Origin of the sequence: Metabacillus crassostreae (assembly GCF_016908395.1) — a bacterium.
Classification (GTDB): Bacteria; Bacillota; Bacilli; order Bacillales; family Bacillaceae; genus Metabacillus; species Metabacillus crassostreae.
On sequence record NZ_JAFBDU010000003.1, the window covers coordinates 87653 to 106077 of the forward strand.

Genomic DNA, 18425 nt, shown 5'->3' on the forward strand with positions numbered 1-18425 from the left:
CTATCACCCTTTTCTCTTTCTCCTATAATAAAAGTAACGATCGATCATAATAGCCCCTGTTGTAGATAGTAGTGTTGCAATTAATGTTGGTCCAACAATACTAGTAGGTGAGGAAGAGCCATAGGTCATCATAATTGCAATTACTGTAGTAGGAATAAGTGTTAAGCTTGATGTATTAATTGCTAAAAATGTAATCATTGACCTGCTAGCTTTATCTGAATTTCCATTTAACACTTTTAATTGTTCCATTGCTTTTATTCCTAGTGGAGTTGCAGCATTTCCTAATCCAAATAAATTTGCCATCATATTTGAAAGCATATAACCCATTGCCGGGTGCTCAGGTGGAACTTCTGGAAAAAGTCTTGTTACAATCGGCTTAAATAAATTACCTAATTTCTCTAGTAAACCTGCATTCTCTGCAACTTTCATTAATCCAAGCCAAAAAACTAATACACTGATAAACCCAATTGAAATGGTAACTGCTTCTTTGCCACCTTTAAAAATAGCTTCATTTACTTCTTCCATTGTTCCATTAAACATCGCAAACACTATTCCAATAACAGTTAACATCACCCAAATAATATTAACCATTTTACTTCACACCTGAAACAGCAAAAAACAGATTTCTAAACATCTCCCAAAATGAGCCTTTAGGCTTTTCAACCTTGCCATTATCAAAATAAATAGGTACTTCTGCTATTTTTCTTTCATCTATTTTAACTAGGAGATTTCCTACAACATTTGGTACTACTTCCTCCCTTTCCCACTCTTCATCTGGCTTTTGTAATTTCACATTAATATTCACTTTGTCCTGCTCTTCTTTTGTTAGAGGATAGATAACATCTCTTTCAAGAAAAATTTTATTATGATAAAAATCCTCTTCTATTCCTTTAAGAGTACCTTTATCTTTTAATTTCACTAACTCAAAATGGCTGTAAGCATAGTTATGAAGATTCATATGATCCTTCCAGTCGTTAGGATCATTTAATGTAACAACAATGGTATCAAAACCATCTTTAGTAGCCGTTGATACTAAAGTTCTTTTTGCCCGAACAGTATAACCGGTCTTTCCACCAGTACTGTATTCATATAGCTGTGTTAATAATTTGTTTTTGTTATGCCATACTCTGTCCCACTTTTCATTTGGGTTTGGCGCACGGTGTGTTTCAGTACCAGATATCTTTTGGTACGTTTCGTTTTTCATAGCGTATTGTGTCAAAATCGCCATATCATAGGCTGTTGAAAAATGATTTTCATGATCATCAAGTCCATGTGGATTTGCAAATTCAGTGTTCGTCATACCAATTTCTGCAGCTTTTTGATTCATCATGATGACAAACCCTTCTAAACTCCCACCAACATGCTCAGCAATTGCCACTGCCGAATCATTTCCTGAGCGTAGCATTAAGCCATAAACTAAATCTTCTAATTTAATTTTCTCACCTTTTTGTAAGTAAATAGAAGACCCTTCAGCTTTAAGAACTCTATCACTTACAGTAACCATTTCTTCTAGTTTTCCTGATTCAATAGCTAAAATCGCAGTCATAATTTTCGTTATACTAGCAATCCTCATTTTTTTGTGAGCATCTTTTTCAAACAAAACTCTACCAGATTCCTGATCTATTAAAATGGCAGTTTGAGCACTTACGCCAACAGCTGAAGTCTGGTGTGGGAGTAATGTGATTAGAAGTAAAATGATGATTATTCCTGTTGTCATTTTCTTAATTTGCAACATAATGCATCCACGTCCCCTTACTTGTTTTGTACAAGTTTATGCAGTGGGACAAAGCTTATGATAAAAACTTCAACTTCTGTAAATTGTTTTTCATTATAAGTATCTTAAAAAATAATAAAAAAAGACTGTTAAGAATAATGGTTTTAAAAACCATAACCTTACCAGTCTTTAACTAGGGATTATTTTAACTCTTCTAATGTTTCATTAAACTTTTCAAAAAATAAATCTGCTTCTTCCTGTTCAAATTCATCGTCCGTTTTCTCTGGAAGTGGAGGTAATTCTTTAATTGATTTTAACCCAAAATATTCAAGGAATTCTCTTGTCGTTCCATATAAAATAGCACGACCTGTTCCTTCTGCTCTTCCAACTTCTTTAATTAAAACTTTTGATACAAGAGTTTGAAGTGGTCTTTCTGTTTTTACACCGCGAACTTCTTCAATCTCTGCCCTTGTTATAGGCTGCCTATATGCTACAATAGCTAACGTTTCTAGTGCTGCTTGTGACAGAGAACTATTAACAGGAGATTCAACCAATTTTTTAATATATGAAGAATGAATTTTCTTAGTTGTCAGTTGATAGTGTCCCGCAACTTCCACCAATTCAATTCCTCGTTTTTTCTCTTTATAACTTGAAGACACTTCACTTAAAATATCCATTACTTCTTGCTCTTCTAATTCTAATACTGTCATTAATTGTTTGAGAGAAAGCCCTTCATCTCCCGAAGCAAATAAAAGAGCCTCAACAATTGAATTCCACTCAATAACACCTAAGGACATGATCCTACTCACTCCCCATTATAAAAATATCTGCAAAATTGTTTTCTTGTTCAATAAGGATTGAATGTGTTTTCATTAGCTCTAATATAGCCAAAAAAGTTACAACTAAATGATCTTTATGATCAGATGTAAATAAGTCTGTGAATTTGCGTCTACCTGGATTTGTTCTAAGGTCCAATAAAATTTCTTCCATTCTTCTCTCAATCGGTATTTCTTGTCTTGAGATAGTTGTTTGCATCGGTTTTTTAATTTTTTTCCGACGAAGCATTTTTTGGAAAGCACCTAACATATCATAAATTGAAACATTTAAAGAGTCCATTTGATTCGATGATTCGATTATATATTCGCTTAAATCACTTGGAGCCTTTGTATAGACCTGCAAACGATCTTCTTCAAGAGTTCGTAAATCCTCTGCTGCTTCTTTATATTTACGATACTCAATAAGTCTTTGCATTAACTCATCACGAGGATCCTCTTCTGGTTCATTACCAAATTCATCCTCAAAAAGATCTTCCTCTTGTTTTGGTAATAACATTCTACTTTTTATTGACAATAAAGTCGCTGCCATCACTAAGTATTCTGAAGCTATATCAAGATGCATCTCCTGCATTGTGTGAATATATAGCATATATTGCTCCGTTATCTCAGACACAGGTATATCATATATATCAATTTCTAAACGATTGATTAAATGTAGTAAAAGATCTAAGGGTCCTTCAAATGCATCTATTTTCACATGATATTTCATTCTTTATCCCACCATTCTTACAACTAGCCAACATATAGTATAGAGGAAAACTTACTCATGTCCAATATTTATTTAAAAACAAGTTGCTCGAAGGTTACTTGTTGATCATATTGGAGATTATTTTTGGATTATCGACTTAAAGTATTTTTAGATGAAGGATTACATTGGTGTAACCCATACTCTACGTAACATTTAACGCTTTCACCATATTAATCCTTTTCAGAGTCAAGTTTAAGAATTTATTTTCACATTTCTTCAGACTTATCCTCGATTAGACATCTTGCAAAACTCTAAAAAAATAAGTGAAAATAGTCACTTGCCTATACAACTCAGCTTTTTCCTCATATATTACCAATGTAACAGCTAAACAAAAGGGAGGTATTTTAAAAATGGGTGAAGCAGTAGTTGGTTACGGCGGAGGATTTGCGTTAATTGTTGTATTGTTTATTTTATTAATTATCGTTGGTGCTGCTTGGGTATATTAATCAATATAGCTGCTGAGGTATCAGCAGCTCTTTATACTTACGTGGAATTTCATTTTAATTACATATTGTTCAGTTAGCTATTGGGTTGCATTAAAAATTGGTTATTTCACTAACTTGAAAATAATATGATACACTTATTTTAAATAGCTTTTTATCAAGGGGGACATGCTATAAATATGTTTGATCAAGCTTATATTGATTATCTTATTTACTTTCATTGTGAACGAGATTATTTTGAATGTCATGAGGTGCTTGAGGAGCATTGGAAAAAAGACCCACCAAAGGAACGAAAAAAATATTGGGTTGGTCTTATACAAATTGCTGTAGGTCTTTATCATCAAAGGAGAGGTAACTATCCTGGTGCTTACAGAATGATATCTAATGCAATCAACCTACTAGTACACGAGAAAGACATACTCAACCTACTAGGGTTACATAGTGATGAATTATTAAATCAACTAAAATATAGAAAACTAGAAATCTTCAACAAGCAACCTTATCATAGTTTTAACCTTCCAATTGTTGATAAAAAGTTAAAATCGATATGTAATAACCGATGTTTACATGAAAATCTTACTTGGGGGAAACATAGTGACTTAAGTAATGAATACTTATTACATAAACATATAAAACGTGACCGATCAGAGGTTATTACAGAACGAGAGCTTCAACTCAAAAAGCGGCACTCTAAATAAATGAATGTCCAAACCTTTTCATTTCCATAAAAAAACAAGCCAGAATTCAGCGAATAACTGGCTTGTTTTTTTATTCACAATCTTGAGTTGAATCATTCGAACATTTTTCAAAGAATGCCTTAGTATCTTCATTTGGTACTACGGCTTTATTTTTATAAAGATCTGTAACTGCATTGAGCATAGATTTCCCAACACCTTGATGGCGGTGAGAGGGATTAACAGTGATATGCTGTACTTCTACAGTATCTTCTCCTTTGAAAATAACACCAATTGCACCAATTATATCTTCCTCATGCTTCCATAAAAACAGCTGCCAGTTATCGTCAACTTCATACTGCTTTATTGTTTGCTGCAATTGCTTTATTTCCTTTTCAGCCGGCATAAATGACAATAAACCCATGGCAATCTTTTCAAAGCTTTTTTTATAACGAATTAACATATATACCCCTCATTAACGAAATAGCTTCCTTTTATCAGAAAGCAAAGTACTACCAAAAAAGCACAAATTAAGTCCAGTTAAGTTCCTACTAGTATCTAATGTTATGCTTTTTTGGTTTTTGACTGACGCATATTCCTTGCCATTAACCGCTGTTGAATATGCGGGTAAACTAAAGTGGCATTGAGTATCTGTTATTATATAGTTCTTCTCAAGATATTATATACAGTTTTCTACCTTTTTTAAACACTTTTACGTAAATTATTCAAAAGTGTTAAGTAAATTAGCCATTTCAATTGCAGTTACTGCAGCTTCATAGCCTTTATTTCCTGCTTTTGTACCAGCTCTTTCTACTGCCTGTTCAATTGTCTCTGTTGTTAAAACTCCAAAAATAACTGGCACTCCAGTTGTTAATGATGCTTGTGAAACACCTTTCGCTGCTTCGTTACAAACATAATCATAGTGAGTAGTAGCTCCACGAATAACAGTACCTAAAGTGATAACTGCATCGTATTTACCTGATTCCGCTAATTTTTTCGCTACTAATGGTAATTCAAATGCACCTGGTACCCACGCAACTGTTACATTTTCATTTTCAACTCCATGTCTTCTTAAGCCATCCTCAGCTCCACCAAGAAGCTTAGATGTAATAAATTCATTAAAACGAGCTACCACTATTGCAACTTTTAAACCACTACCAATTAAATGTCCTTCATATGTTTTCATATTTATTCCTCCAAATTTTATTAGAAATTTATAAGTATAAACTACTGTATTAAGGTTGAATGACATCTTTTCTTTATCAAAATGCCATCCTTTGTACGAGATGTCTCCATATTGAAGATATTTTAGAAATGTAAGAAATGACCTAGCTTTTCATACTTTGTACGTAAGTATTGTTTGTTTTCTTCTCGTTCTGGCATTTGAATAGGAACACGATCAACAACTGTTAATCCATATCCTTCTAACCCAGCAATTTTACGAGGGTTATTAGTCAATAACTTCATTTTTTGTATACCTAGATCTCTGATTATTTGAGCACCAATTCCATAATCTCTAAGATCAGGAGCAAAGCCTAGCTTTTCATTTGCTGCAACTGTGTCATATCCTTCTTCTTGAAGCTTATAGGCTCTCATTTTATTAAGTAAACCTATACCTCTTCCTTCTTGACGCATATAAAGCAGTACACCTTTACCTGCTTTTTCAATTTGTGTTAATGCAGCATGAAGCTGAGGACCACAATCACATCTAAAAGAACCAAACACATCTCCAGTTAAACATTCGGAATGAACTCGTACTATAATGTCTTCACTAGAATCAATATCACCTTTTACAAAAGCAACATGCTCTTTATCATCTAAAGTGTTTGAATATCCAATTGCTTTAAAAGATCCAAACTCTGTTGGTAGGTCTATTTCTACTTCGCGTTTCACTAGTTTTTCGGTTGTGTTTCGATACTTAATTAAATCTTTTATAGTGATAATCTTTAAATTTAATTTCTCTGAAAGTACTAATAAATCCGGTACTCTCGCCATTGTGCCATCTTCTTTAATAATTTCACAAATAACTCCACCTGGTTTAGCTCCACTTAGCAAAGATAAATCAACTGCAGCTTCAGTATGACCTGCACGTCTTAGAACACCACCTGTTTTTGCAATTAAAGGAAAGGTATGTCCTGGTCGTTTAAAGTCAGCTGACTTCACATCCTCTGATAAAAGAGCTTTAACAGTGTCCGCACGTTCAAAAGCACTGATCCCTGTTGTGTTAGTTTTGTAATCTACACTCACTGTAAAAGCTGTACCATGCGGATCAGTATTTTGAGATACCATTGGTGTTAAATCTAATTTTTCAGCTTGTTCTTCTGTTATAGGAACACAAACTAGTCCTCTACCATGCTTAATCATAAAGTTGATTGTTTCAGGTGTAACTCGATCAGCTAATGATACAAAATCACCTTCATTTTCACGATCCTCATCATCCACCACTATGACAACTTTACCTTCCTTTAGATCTTCTATCGCTTCGTCTATTGTATGAAACATCTAAAAACCCCCTATCAAATTAAGTCTACATTCTAATTAAGCATATCCATTTTCTTCTAAAAACGATTTGCTTAGTGAAGAGTTTTTTGGAGTTATTTGTTGGTTGACGAACTTCCTAATATACTTACCCACCATATCACACTCAATATTTACAATATCCCCTACATCCTTTGATCCTAATATTGTTTCACTCAATGTATGTGGGATAATTGAAATCGTCACTTTTTCTTTTTCTAGCCCAAAGATTGTTAAGCTAATTCCATCGATTGTAATAGATCCTTTATGAATAAGTGTATCTGTTAAATGCTCCGAAATTTTCAAATCGTAATAAACAGCATTTGAGAACCTCTGTTTTTTTATAATTTGAGCTGTTCCATCAACATGTCCTGATACAAAATGACCACCAAATCTACCATTAGCTGCCATTGCTCTTTCTAAATTCACTTTAGAGCCTTGCTTTAATTGTGACAAAGAAGTACTTTTAACTGTTTCCGGCATCACATCAACTGAAAATGAAGATTCATTATATTCAGTTACTGTTAAACAAACACCATTAACCGCAATACTGTCACCTAAATTTATATCATGTAAAATTTTTGTCGCTTCAATTGAAAATACAATCGCTTCTCTAGAGCTTTGTAGTTTTTTTATTGATCCTATTTCTTCAATAATTCCTGTAAACAAATAAATCCCTCACTTTACAATATGCTTGGTCCTAATTATACCTCCCCTGGATTTTGCCATATTATCGTTTACATAAAGTATTTAGGACTATTCATGGGTGGTAAACATGTAAAGTATGCATATAAACCACTTATATTTTACCTGCTTAAAAAGACACAAAGTAAAAAGCCCAAAGTCATAGACTTAGGGCTTAAATAGTTAAGTAATTGATATTTGAGTATGTCAAATAAGAGTATTGTAATCCTTTTTTTAAAAGTGTTGTAAACTTGTTATATTTAAGTTAAAGGTATTATCAACTTCTCCCTATGGAGCGCATACCCCTGTACATAATGAACATAGTTAAACACAAAAAGAAATTCAATACACCGCAAAAAAATTGCGCAATTCTTCTCCCATCCAGACTTTAACTGTCGGCCCTAGAGTTTCACTAGATCCACCGCTAACATGTTGTTAACGGGTCACGGACTTAGAAGTTACTATATTGTAACTCATCACCGCCGGTAGGGAATTTCACCCTGCCCCGAAGAATGTATAAAACGAAATATGAAATTGTAAGTTACTTGTAAAACAACAAATAATTTATTGCCTTAGAGAATAACTATAATTTATTTTATCTGTATAATGACCTACATGCAATAAATAAGAACTTATTATTTAAATATTTTTTCAAACTGCTTTGTTTTTCATAGAATTTCTACATAAATATTAAAAAGCTGTACCTAATAAGGCACAGCTTTTCACGATCATTCTTCTGTGATTTTTACTTCTTTCATAACATCATTTGGTTTGATGTTATAAATGGCATCTAAATTATCTGTTACTTTTCCAAAAACAGTGTGAACACCATTTAAATGTGGTTGCGGCTCATGTACGATGAAGAATTGACTACCACCTGTGTCTTTTCCTGCATGTGCCATTGAAAGTGATCCAGCCTCATGTTTATGAGGATTTCCTTGTGTTTCACATTTGATTGTATATCCTGGTCCACCTGTACCTGTTCCGTTAGGACATCCACCTTGAGCTACAAAGCCAGGGATAACACGGTGAAACGTTAAACCGTTGTAATATCCTTCATTTGCTAATTTCTCAAAATTTGCAACAGTTCCAGGTGCTTCGTTTGGATATAACTCAATACCAATTGTATCTCCATTTTCCATTGTAATTTGCGCTTTTTTCATATGTATGAAACCTCCAGTAAGTATTATACGTCTAATAGACATGAACACCTATCTATTCTACTATAACTAAGATGCAAACACCAAATAGATCAGCCTATAAAAACATAAAAAGATTTAAAAATCATGTTCATTTACACTTCTTAACAAAAATAGGGTATTGACTATTGATAAAAAGCACTATAATAGATGTGATAGAATTAGTTTTGCAAAAACACGGAGGTATTTCACTTGAAAAAAATTATTCTAACCTTAATGGCTATTCTTTTGTTTGCTTTTCCAACTTTAAGTTTTGCTGATGCAGTTGTCGGAGATATGATTATTACACTTGGAGAAAATTTATCTGAACAGCAAAAACAAGCTCTTTTAAACGAAATGAATGCAACTGGAGAAGATGAAATCATCACGGTTTCTAATAAAGAAGAGCATCAATATTTAGGAGCTTATATTCCTAAAGCTACGATAGGAACAAAAGCAATTTCTTCAACTAGTATCACAATTGAAAAAGCTGGATCTGGTTTAGAGGTCTCTACTAAAAATATAAACTGGGTAACTGATGAAATGTATTTAAATGCTCTCATGACTGCTGGTTTAAAGGATGCATCAATCTATGTAACAGCACCTTTTGAAGTGTCTGGAACCGCTGCATTAACAGGTTTAATTAAGGCCTATGAAATTTCATCAGATAAAGTGATTCCAGAAGATGTAAAACAAGTAGCAAATGAAGAGTTAGTAACGACAGCTAAACTTGGTGATGAAGTTGGAGCGGAAAATGCAGCAGCATTAATGGCCAAGATCAAAGACGAAATCGCAAAGAATGGTGTACCTGAAACAGAGGCAGACTTGCGAGCTCTTATTGAAAATGCAGCAAATGAACTTGGTATCACATTAACTGAAGAAGATATAAACAATTTAATTAATTTATTTAATAAAATGAAAGAACTAAATATTGACTGGAATCAAGTTGGTCAACAGCTTGAACAAGCAAAAGATCAGATTTCAAATTTCTTAAATTCTGAGGAAGGTCAATCATTTTTACAGCAAGTGCAAGAATTCTTTATCGCATTATGGGATGCTATCATTTCAATCTTTACAAACAGTGAACAAAATGCGGCTTAAGAGTTAAATATTCTACAAACTCATCTACTAACTTCAATTCTAACAAAGTAAACACAAAAGAACCTGCAGATTCGTCTACAGGTTCTTTTGCATTGAGTTAAAAGAGTATTCTTTTAAACGAGCTACTTTTATAGTTAATTCCTTAATTTTGAATAACTTTTGATTTAAGCGGCAAGTCATTTACTATAAGATCTTCAAAGCTTTCCCTTTTGATGACAAGCTGTTCTTCTCCATTTTCAACGAATACAACTGCAGGGCGAGGAATTCTATTATAATTATTTGCCATCGAGTAGCCATATGCTCCCGTACAAAATACAGCAAGGATGTCACTAGGGTTCACTTCTGGTAAAGGTAGGTCCCAAATTAACATATCTCCACTTTCACAGCACTTACCCGCTATTGAAACAGGCTGTTCATGTTTTTCATTTACGCGGTTTGCTAGTACGGCCTCGTATTTTGCTTGATATAGTGCAGGACGAATATTATCACTCATTCCTCCATCGATTGCAACATATTCTCTTATATTAGGTACTGTTTTTTGTGAGCCGATAGTATACAGAGTAGTTCCTGCATCTCCTACTAGTGAACGCCCTGGTTCAATCCAGATTTCCGGCATTTTTATACCCATTTCATTTACTTGTTTCTTTACTGCTTCTACAATTTGTTCAACATAATATGTTGCTGGAAGTGGTTCATCTTCCTCGGTATATCTAATCCCAAAGCCTCCGCCTAAATTGACAACCTCTGGAACGAATGAAAATTCACTTTTCCATTCTTCAATTTTTGCAAAAACGCGTTCTGCAGCAAGCACAAAACCTGCTGTATCAAATATTTGAGAGCCAATATGACAGTGTATACCTAATAAATGAATTCCCTCAATTTTCAATACACGATCAATCGCTTGCTCTATTTGTCCATTTAACAAACCAAAACCAAATTTCGAGTCTTCTTGACCAGTTGTAATATAATCATGTGTATGTGCTTCAACACCTGGTGTGACTCGAAGTAGAACTGGGACTTTTGTTGAATACTCTTGTGTAAGCTCTGCTAATAGTTCGATTTCATAGAAGTTATCAACAACAATACACCCGACTTTTTGCTCTAAAGCCATTTTTAATTCTGCTCTACTTTTGTTATTACCGTGTAAATGGATTCTTGATGCCGGAAAGCCAGAAGCAATCGCTGTATATAGCTCCCCACCAGAAACAACATCTAATGATAAACCTTCCTCATCAATTAACTGAAACATAGCAATTGAAGAGAAGGCTTTACTTGCATATGCCACCTGTGCGCGGACATTCATTTTTTCAAAGGCTTCTTTAAAACTACGGGCACGTTCTCTTATTAAAGCAACATCATAAATATAAAGTGGTGTTCCATATTTACTTGCTAGATTTACAGTATCTACTCCACCTATCTCCAAATGACCTTTTTCATTAATTCTACTAGTACCATGTAAGAACAACTTGCTTCCCCTCTTTCTACAGCTAGGCTCTTTAAAAGATCTAAAGTTACATGTGAATTCATCTCGTCAATTCTTAACATCTATCAAACAAGCTTCGTTTCTATTTGTAAGGACTCTTTTCTGAAGGATGGTTGTTAATAATTTAGCTAATAACATGTTAAAAGTGCTATTAACGAATAATAAGGTTCTATTATCATAAGAAAAGACGCCACTATACGTATACATTGCTGTTTACTAACCTTAAGAAAAAAGACAGTTAACACCAGTGGCATTAACTGTCTGTTATAAAAGCGAATCAACATTAAATTAAAGCTACAATATCATAAAAGAGGGGTTCTTTCAATGTCACTTTACCTAATTCGACTGTTTTTTTATATTTTGGGGATGTACAATACTAGGTCTTAGCTTTGCACCTGGTACAGATGTACGGATGATGATCTGCCACAATGCCTTAGCATTAAAAGGTAGAAATGGCCATAAGTAAGGAGTGTTTAATGATCTGATACTCGCAAGTAGTAAAACAAAAACTGTACTACCAACTACAAATCCTTCTAATTGAAACATTGCAACAGAAGTTAATAGCAGTAATCTAGCTATTTTATTTGCTCCACTAAGCTCATAGCTTGGTGTCGCAAATGTTCCGATTGCAGCAACTGCTACATATAAGATAACTTCAGGTACGAAAAGACCAACATCAATAGCTATTTGACCAATTAATGCAGCAGCAATTAGTCCCATTGCAGTTGATAATGAGGTTGGTGTGTGTATGGCTGCCATTCTTAAAAATTCAATACCAAAATCGGCGAGAAATATTTGAATAACAATTGGTATATTCTTCTCCTCATTTGGTCCTATAAACGCTATTTCTTTTGGTAGCAAAGATGGCTCAGATACATATAAAAACCATAACGGCAGTAGAAATATGGATGCGATAATGCCTAAAAAACGTACCCATCTTAGCAATGTTCCAACAGCTGGTGCTTGGCGATATTCCTCAGCATGCTGCACGTGATGAAACATTGTTGTTGGTGTTATAATCACACTCGGTGATGTATCAACCATAATTAAAACATGACCTTCTAATAAATGATTTGCAGCTACATCTGGTCTCTCCGTATAACGTACTAGAGGGTATGGATTAAAACCCTGCTTCACTAAAAACTCTTCGACAGATTTATCCGCCATTGTTATCCCATCAATTTCAATAGCTTCTAATTCTTTTTTTATAATTTTAATTAATTCAGGATTCGCAACATCTTTTACATACGCAACACAAACATCTGTTTTCGAACGTTCTCCTACTTTTAACATTTCATATCGCAATCGTTCATCTCTTATTCTTCGTCTAATAAGCCCTGTGTTTACGATAATATTTTCAACAAACCCATCTCTAGCACCACGAACGATTTTTTCTGTATCAGGTTCCTGTGGCTGTCTTCCTGGATAGCTTCTAACATCCACTACTATTCCATAATCACTGCCTTCAATCAAAAACACTATTAAACCAGATAGTAATTGATCAACTACTTCATCCAATGTTCTAATTTTCTCAACTGATTGATTGACAATACGATTTTCTAAGATTTCCTTGAACTTGACATGATCAACTTCATCATCACTTATAGCGGTAATTTTGTTTAAAATTTGCACAATGTAAGCTGTATCACATAAACCGTTTAAAAAATACATATTTACTTGATAGTCCATAATATATAATTTTCTTATACCCAAATCAAAACTAGTGTTTAATCCAACATGTTCTTTAAAAAATTTCTCATTCTCTGCTAAATTACCTGAAATGGGGTATTTATTTTTGGTTGTCATGATATCCGCTCCTTTCTAAAATTAATTCAACAGCTTTTAAGGTGATTGGACATCCATTTTTCACACTATCTTTTCTTGCCATTTTTCCGATATCACCTATTCCGACAATAATAGGAACATCCAGTTGATCAAGACAATAAACCGTGTCACCGCTTATCCTTCCTAATTCAAGGTCCTTTAATCCACTTTTATCTACTCCGTACTCCGTTAATTCTCCAAAGCGATCGATACTAACATCTACTTTAGCCCACTCTGTTTGGTGAGTCTTTGATGCAACTGCAATAATTCCTAAAACCTCAATCTCAGCGTGCTCTGCAACATATTTTAAAGCAATCTCTCCAGCTCCTTCACCAAGTAAGCCACAATCATCAAACATTACAAAAACAGGATCATTTTTGGCTTTGAGGATGAGCTGAACAATTTGTGATCCTGTTAATGTAGTTGGATTTCCCTGTGATTGTGAAATAGCTCTTCCACCTATATTAGCCGCTACATATTGAATTGTTCGGGCAGCATACTCATCACCATCTGTTACTAGAATGACCCTTCTTTTTTTTGTCAATGTTTATCCTATCCTTTCGGCTTAAATATAATAGCCATAATAAAAGCGAATAAAATTGCTGATGAAATTCCCGCAGAAGTTAATTCAAATATCCCAATACCAATACCTATAAAACCATGTTCATTTGCTTGTTCCATTGCTCCATGCAAAAGAGAATGACCAAAACTTGTTATTGGAACTGTTGCTCCTGCACCAGCAAATTCAATCAATTTATCATAAAGGCCAAAGCCATCTAAAATAGCTCCAGTTACAACAAAGGAACTCATAACATGTGCAGGAGTTAGCTTAAATATATCTAAGAGCAATTGACCTATTACACAAATTGCTCCTCCAACTACAAAAGCTAATAAATATTCCATCAGCTATCAGCTCCTCTATCTGTTCTTTCAAATACAACTCCATGAGCAATAGTAGGAATTGTTTCTTTCTGCTGTATCATTGTTGGACTTAGAAGAGCACCTGTTGCAACAACTAACACTCTTGTAAGATTACCGCTTTTTAGCTCATTAAAGATATGAGAGTAAGTGACAACAGCCGAACATGCACAGCCACTTCCTCCAGCAAATACCTTTTGATCTGGTCGGTAAATCATTAATCCACAATCATTATGTTTGTTATGAACATCGTATCCTTCTTGCTTCAATAATTCCTTAACAATCGGACTACCAACACCTGACAAATCTCCTGTTATGATCATGTCATAATCATCTGGAGTCCGATTTAAATCCTTAAAATGCTGTGTGATCGTATCAGCTGCAGCAGGAGCCATTGCAGAACCCATATCAAATGGATCTGAAATACCTAAATCTGCTACTTGACCTATTGTTGCAGATGTAATTTTTATATTACTTACTTCTTTGTTAATAAGAACCGCACCTGAACCGGAAACTGTAAAGGTTGCTGTATCTGGCTTTTGACCTCCATATTCAGTAGGAAAACGAAACTGTCTTTCAGCTGTAGCATTATGGCTACTTGTTGATGCTAATACAGTATTTGCAAATCCACCGTCTACTAATGCAGATCCAAGGGCAACGGTTTCCATTGAAGTTGAACAAGCACCAAACATGCATAAAAATGGAACTTGTAAGTGTCTTGCAACATAGTTGGATGTTACATTTTGATTTAAGAGATCTCCTGCAAGAAAAAGGTCTATATCATCTGACGTCTTGTTCCCCTTTTTCAAGCATTGCTCAATAGCTTGTTCCATTAATCTTCTTTCAGCTAATTCCCAACTATCCTCACCACAATGTAATTCTTTATGTTTTATATCAAAAAACTGGCCCAAGGGTCCTTCCGCTTCTTTTGGTCCAACAGCCGTACCACTAGAATGAACGAACAACGGATTTTCAAATTTCCACGTTTGTTTGCCTGTTAATTTCATGTTGATTCCTCCTTACTAAAATGCTAGTCCATATAAATAGCGAATAATTCCTACAACATAAGCTGCTACAACCCCAAATACAATTACACTTCCTGCAAGTTTAAACATATTTGTAGCAACTCCAAGAACAATCCCTTCACTTCTATGTTCCATTGCTGCACTTGTCATTGAATTAGCAAATCCAGTAATAGGAACCGCTGAACCTGCACCTGCAAATTGACCTAATTTATCGTAAATCCCAAATCCGGTCAGTATAGCTGATAGAAGTATTAATGTAGCAGCAGTTGGATTACCAGCATCTTTTTCCGAGAAGTTGAATACTTCAATATAAAAGTTTTGTACACCTTGACCGACCATACAAATAAACCCACCAATCAAAAATGCCTTAAGGCAATTCAAGAGATACGGTGGTTTTGGTTGAAAATCTTTGATTTGATTTTTGTAATCATCCTTCATCTTTGACTTCGCCATTTGATTACCTCCCTTACTGATTTACAAAATAAATCCAATGGAATAAAGATCCAGATATTTTCCCGAGCACAATAGCCATTAGTAATATGACGATTTTTTCACCGAACCCTATACGTTTAGCTAGGATCGGAAAAACATTCAATACTTCTGTAAGTGCTGCAGCCAGCATTCCAATAAAAACACCACATAATAGTCCAATTGGAATAAGCCATAAATCTGATTGGAAAAGCTCTGTGTTTCTTAAACTCATCCAACCTACGATAACTGCACCTAAAATGATTGCCCATTCATACACGTGGATAAAACGATATGTTTTTGTCAGTTGAGTGAGCCTTGGGATAATCCCTAACACAGCTAAAAATGCAACAAATCCAGAACCTACAACAAGTCCCCCTGATAGGCCGACAATCATTAAAATAATGCTACTTAAGATCGTCATCAACACTATTTAAATTCTCCTTGTTTTCATTCATTGCAACATATTGATCTAAATCTAACTGATAATTAAAGATTTCAACTTCTAAGGGACTTGGTTCTTCGTTGATACGCTTTTTGAATAAATGATTAAAAAATAAAACCATACCTAATCCCAAGCCTATAGAGTATGGAATTTGCAAAATTAGTGGTTGATCATTTTTCTTACCCGTGACAATTTTATAAATACGTTGATGAACTTCCTGCATGCTTACATCTTCATGAAAATTCATGATTGCAAGACCAGCTCCAATAAAGAGTAAAAGCCATACCGCTCCAAATAACAGTGGTGAAACCTTCTTTTTTTCATATAAAATTTCTACGATTGTTTGAGTTGACCCAATTATTTGAACATCTAGTTGGTGGTCAAACTTATGTATTGCTTTAAGTACATGCATCACATCTATTACCACCATATTTTTATCATTCGGATGAATTTGGTGTAACTTAATTTCTCTAAGCTTTTCGGTCAACTCCTTTTCACCGACAATAAGAGCAATCTTGTCAATTGAAATAACATCGTTAGGATGTACTTGAATGCGATGACGAAGTCTTAAATAAACCGTCTTTTCCACCAAGAATCACTTCCTATCGATTAAATTAGAAGCACAAAAATAACAATATAAAGCAGTCTAAATTAATTTGTTTGTACCTGTAGTATGCATTGGCTTAATTTCAATCATACAAAGCTTTAAGTAAGTCCATTAATTACCATTGATCTAGAAGCAAAAAAGAGGCTAACTTACAAGTGTATGATACACATTGTAAGTTAGCCTCTCTTTGGTTTTATTGATTCATTCTATCTTTCATTTGCTGCAAAATCTTTTTCTCGAGTCTTGATACTTGAACTTGAGAAATTCCTAAACGATCTGCAACCTCAGATTGAGTCTGATCTTTATAATATCTGAGAAAAACGATAAGCCTTTCTCGTTCATCTAAATCACGGATTGCATCCTTTAATACGATTTTATCAAACCACTTTGTTTCTGTATTATCTGCAATTTGATCTAATAATGTAATAGGATCTCCGTCATTTTCATATACTGTTTCATGAATAGATGATGGAGCTCTAATCGCTTCTTGTGCGAGAACAACTTCCTCTGGGGAAATTTCTAAGTAATTTGCAATTTCTGCAACTGTTGGTACTTTCCCCATTGTTTTTGATAACTCATCTCTTGCACGACGAATTTTATTACCTAACTCTTTTAATGATCTACTTACTTTCACTGTGCCATCATCACGAATAAACCTTTGAATTTCCCCAATTATCATTGGTACTGCATAAGTTGAAAATCTTACATCATAAGATAAATCAAATTTATCTACAGATTTTAACAAACCAATACTTCCAATTTGGAACAAGTCATCCGGTTCGTAGCCGCGGTTCAAGAAACGCTGAACAACAGACCAAACTAGTCTCATATTTCTTTGGATAATTAAATCACGAGCATCTTGGTCCCCTTCTTGACTACGACGAATCAATTCCTTGACTTCATGATCTTTTAACTGCGTATTTGTCTGATCGTTCTTGACCTCCACATCCATAGCAAGTCTCCCTTTAATTGCATAAAGCTTTACTTTTAGATAAGTGTTTAGTTAACTTAACTGTTGTACCGCTTGTAGCCGTTGAGTCTACTGTAATTTCATCCATAAAGTTTTCCATAATTGTAAAGCCCATTCCTGATCTTTCGAGCTCTGGTTTTGTCGTATATAGAGGCTGTCTAGCTTCCTCTATATCAAATATACCAATGCCTTCATCCCGAATTGTCATATGGATCACTTCATTCTCTAGTGTGACCGAAATATAAACAATGCCATTGGGATCATTTTCATATCCGTGAATAATTGCATTAGTAACAGCTTCAGATACGACTGTTTTTATTTCAGTTAATTCATCCATTGTTGGATCTAATTGTGCAATAAAAGATGCAACAGTAACCCTAGCAAAGGATTCATTTTGACTTAATGCAGAAAATTGTAGGTTCATTTCATTTCTCATGATGCCACCCCCAATGTCTGGAGTGCTTTCATTTCGTTTTCTTCTAAACGAATGATTTTAAATAAACCTGACATATCAAATAAACGTTTAACAGCTGGTGAAATAGCACAAACGACCATTTCCCCACCCATTGCTTTAATTTGTTTATATCTACCTAGAATTACGCCCAAACCAGAACTATCCATGAACGCTAAATTTTCTAGATTTAATACAATATGCTTGGATTGATTTGCAGCTAACACTTCCGTAACCTTCGTACGTAGTTCTTCAGCCGCATGATGATCAAGCTCACCTGAGAGTCGGATACATAATACAGATTTTTTTACATCAAGTTCAATTGCAAGACTCAAGGTT

23 protein-coding genes and 1 riboswitch are annotated in these 18425 nt (G+C 34.4%); of the genes, 3 read left to right on the forward strand and 20 right to left on the reverse strand.

The annotated features are described in order from the left end of the window. Window positions 1-3: 3 nt before the first annotated feature. From JOC75_RS12055 to JOC75_RS12070, 4 genes are all read right to left on the reverse strand, one after another. Entirely contained in the window at window positions 4-591 is a 588-nt protein-coding gene (locus tag JOC75_RS12055) for a nucleoside recognition domain-containing protein (protein WP_146946194.1), read from the reverse strand. 1 nt (window position 592) lies between these two features. Next, a complete protein-coding gene (locus JOC75_RS12060) occupies window positions 593-1735 on the reverse strand; it encodes a D-alanyl-D-alanine carboxypeptidase family protein (RefSeq protein ID WP_204954315.1) in 1143 nt (380 codons plus the stop codon). Window positions 1736-1914: 179 nt separating this feature from the next. Continuing rightward, window positions 1915-2511 carry an SMC-Scp complex subunit ScpB gene (gene scpB / locus JOC75_RS12065; RefSeq protein ID WP_204954316.1) on the reverse strand — a complete coding sequence of 199 codons (597 nt, stop codon included), beginning with the start codon at window positions 2509-2511 and terminating at the stop codon, window positions 1915-1917. 4 nt (window positions 2512-2515) lie between these two features. Continuing rightward, a complete protein-coding gene (locus tag JOC75_RS12070; RefSeq protein ID WP_204954317.1) occupies window positions 2516-3259 on the reverse strand; it encodes a segregation/condensation protein A in 744 nt (247 codons plus the stop codon). A 389-nt stretch (window positions 3260-3648) separates the two neighbouring features. Here JOC75_RS12070 and JOC75_RS12075 point away from each other — a divergent pair, with 389 nt between their 5' ends. Together JOC75_RS12075 and JOC75_RS12080 are read left to right on the forward strand one after the other, a co-directional pair. Then, a complete protein-coding gene (locus JOC75_RS12075; protein WP_146946198.1) occupies window positions 3649-3744 on the forward strand; it encodes a YjcZ family sporulation protein in 96 nt (31 codons plus the stop codon). A 176-nt stretch (window positions 3745-3920) separates the two neighbouring features. Further along, entirely contained in the window at window positions 3921-4439 is a 519-nt protein-coding gene (locus JOC75_RS12080; protein WP_204954318.1) for a DUF309 domain-containing protein, read from the forward strand. 70 nt (window positions 4440-4509) lie between these two features. Here JOC75_RS12080 and JOC75_RS12085 read toward each other — a convergent pair whose 3' ends face one another. From JOC75_RS12085 to JOC75_RS12105, 5 genes are all read right to left on the reverse strand, one after another. Beyond that, window positions 4510-4878 (reverse strand): GNAT family N-acetyltransferase, encoded by a 369-nt coding sequence (locus tag JOC75_RS12085; RefSeq protein ID WP_204954319.1) that lies wholly within the window; start codon window positions 4876-4878, stop codon window positions 4510-4512. A 258-nt stretch (window positions 4879-5136) separates the two neighbouring features. Next, window positions 5137-5601: a 6,7-dimethyl-8-ribityllumazine synthase gene (gene ribH, locus JOC75_RS12090; protein ID WP_204954320.1), complete on the reverse strand. Its 465-nt coding sequence runs from the start codon at window positions 5599-5601 to the stop codon at window positions 5137-5139. Window positions 5602-5723: 122 nt separating this feature from the next. Beyond that, window positions 5724-6917 carry a bifunctional 3,4-dihydroxy-2-butanone-4-phosphate synthase/GTP cyclohydrolase II gene (locus JOC75_RS12095; protein WP_204954321.1) on the reverse strand — a complete coding sequence of 398 codons (1194 nt, stop codon included), beginning with the start codon at window positions 6915-6917 and terminating at the stop codon, window positions 5724-5726. A gap of 36 nt (window positions 6918-6953) precedes the next feature. Beyond that, entirely contained in the window at window positions 6954-7601 is a 648-nt protein-coding gene (ribE, locus tag JOC75_RS12100; protein ID WP_204954322.1) for a riboflavin synthase, read from the reverse strand. 380 nt (window positions 7602-7981) lie between these two features. Beyond that, window positions 7982-8133: riboswitch (FMN riboswitch) on the reverse strand. Window positions 8134-8344: 211 nt separating this feature from the next. Further along, on the reverse strand, window positions 8345-8779 hold the full coding sequence (locus JOC75_RS12105; protein ID WP_204954323.1) for a peptidylprolyl isomerase: 435 nt from the start codon (window positions 8777-8779) through the stop codon (window positions 8345-8347). A gap of 228 nt (window positions 8780-9007) precedes the next feature. Between JOC75_RS12105 and JOC75_RS12110 the strand changes: the two genes are divergently transcribed. Continuing rightward, window positions 9008-9895, forward strand: coding sequence for a DUF1002 domain-containing protein (locus tag JOC75_RS12110; RefSeq protein WP_204954324.1), 888 nt, complete (start codon window positions 9008-9010; stop codon window positions 9893-9895). 142 nt (window positions 9896-10037) lie between these two features. Here the strand turns inward: JOC75_RS12110 and lysA are convergent, their stop codons facing one another. The 11 genes from lysA to spoIIAA form a co-directional block, all read right to left on the reverse strand. Continuing rightward, window positions 10038-11360, reverse strand: coding sequence for a diaminopimelate decarboxylase (lysA, locus tag JOC75_RS12115; RefSeq protein WP_204954325.1), 1323 nt, complete (start codon window positions 11358-11360; stop codon window positions 10038-10040). Between the two features lie 354 nt (window positions 11361-11714). Further along, window positions 11715-13184: a spore germination protein gene (locus JOC75_RS12120; protein WP_204954326.1), complete on the reverse strand. Its 1470-nt coding sequence runs from the start codon at window positions 13182-13184 to the stop codon at window positions 11715-11717. Beyond that, window positions 13168-13746 (reverse strand): stage V sporulation protein SpoVABEA, encoded by a 579-nt coding sequence (gene spoVAEA, locus JOC75_RS12125; protein WP_204954327.1) that lies wholly within the window; start codon window positions 13744-13746, stop codon window positions 13168-13170. Before spoVAEA ends, JOC75_RS12120 begins: the two co-directional genes overlap by 17 nt. A gap of 8 nt (window positions 13747-13754) precedes the next feature. Further along, window positions 13755-14105, reverse strand: a complete 351-nt coding sequence (spoVAE, locus tag JOC75_RS12130) for a stage V sporulation protein AE (protein WP_146946208.1) — start codon at window positions 14103-14105, stop codon at window positions 13755-13757. Next, window positions 14105-15127 carry a stage V sporulation protein AD gene (gene spoVAD, locus JOC75_RS12135; protein WP_204954328.1) on the reverse strand — a complete coding sequence of 341 codons (1023 nt, stop codon included), beginning with the start codon at window positions 15125-15127 and terminating at the stop codon, window positions 14105-14107. The genes spoVAE and spoVAD overlap by 1 nt, the downstream gene beginning before the upstream one ends. 15 nt (window positions 15128-15142) lie before the next feature. Beyond that, a complete protein-coding gene (gene spoVAC, locus JOC75_RS12140) occupies window positions 15143-15583 on the reverse strand; it encodes a stage V sporulation protein AC (protein WP_420828034.1) in 441 nt (146 codons plus the stop codon). A gap of 28 nt (window positions 15584-15611) precedes the next feature. Next, complete coding sequence (locus JOC75_RS12145; RefSeq protein ID WP_204954569.1) at window positions 15612-16037, reverse strand: stage V sporulation protein AB; 426 nt, start codon at window positions 16035-16037, stop codon at window positions 15612-15614. Then, window positions 16021-16647: a stage V sporulation protein AA gene (locus JOC75_RS12150; RefSeq protein WP_146946212.1), complete on the reverse strand. Its 627-nt coding sequence runs from the start codon at window positions 16645-16647 to the stop codon at window positions 16021-16023. Before JOC75_RS12150 ends, JOC75_RS12145 begins: the two co-directional genes overlap by 17 nt. Before the next feature lie 211 nt (window positions 16648-16858). Further along, window positions 16859-17617, reverse strand: a complete 759-nt coding sequence (sigF, locus tag JOC75_RS12155; RefSeq protein WP_146946213.1) for an RNA polymerase sporulation sigma factor SigF — start codon at window positions 17615-17617, stop codon at window positions 16859-16861. Window positions 17618-17630: 13 nt separating this feature from the next. Beyond that, window positions 17631-18071 carry an anti-sigma F factor gene (gene spoIIAB, locus JOC75_RS12160; protein ID WP_204954330.1) on the reverse strand — a complete coding sequence of 147 codons (441 nt, stop codon included), beginning with the start codon at window positions 18069-18071 and terminating at the stop codon, window positions 17631-17633. Continuing rightward, a complete protein-coding gene (gene spoIIAA / locus JOC75_RS12165; RefSeq protein WP_204954331.1) occupies window positions 18068-18421 on the reverse strand; it encodes an anti-sigma F factor antagonist in 354 nt (117 codons plus the stop codon). The genes spoIIAB and spoIIAA overlap by 4 nt, the downstream gene beginning before the upstream one ends. Between the last annotated feature and the right edge of the window lie 4 nt (window positions 18422-18425).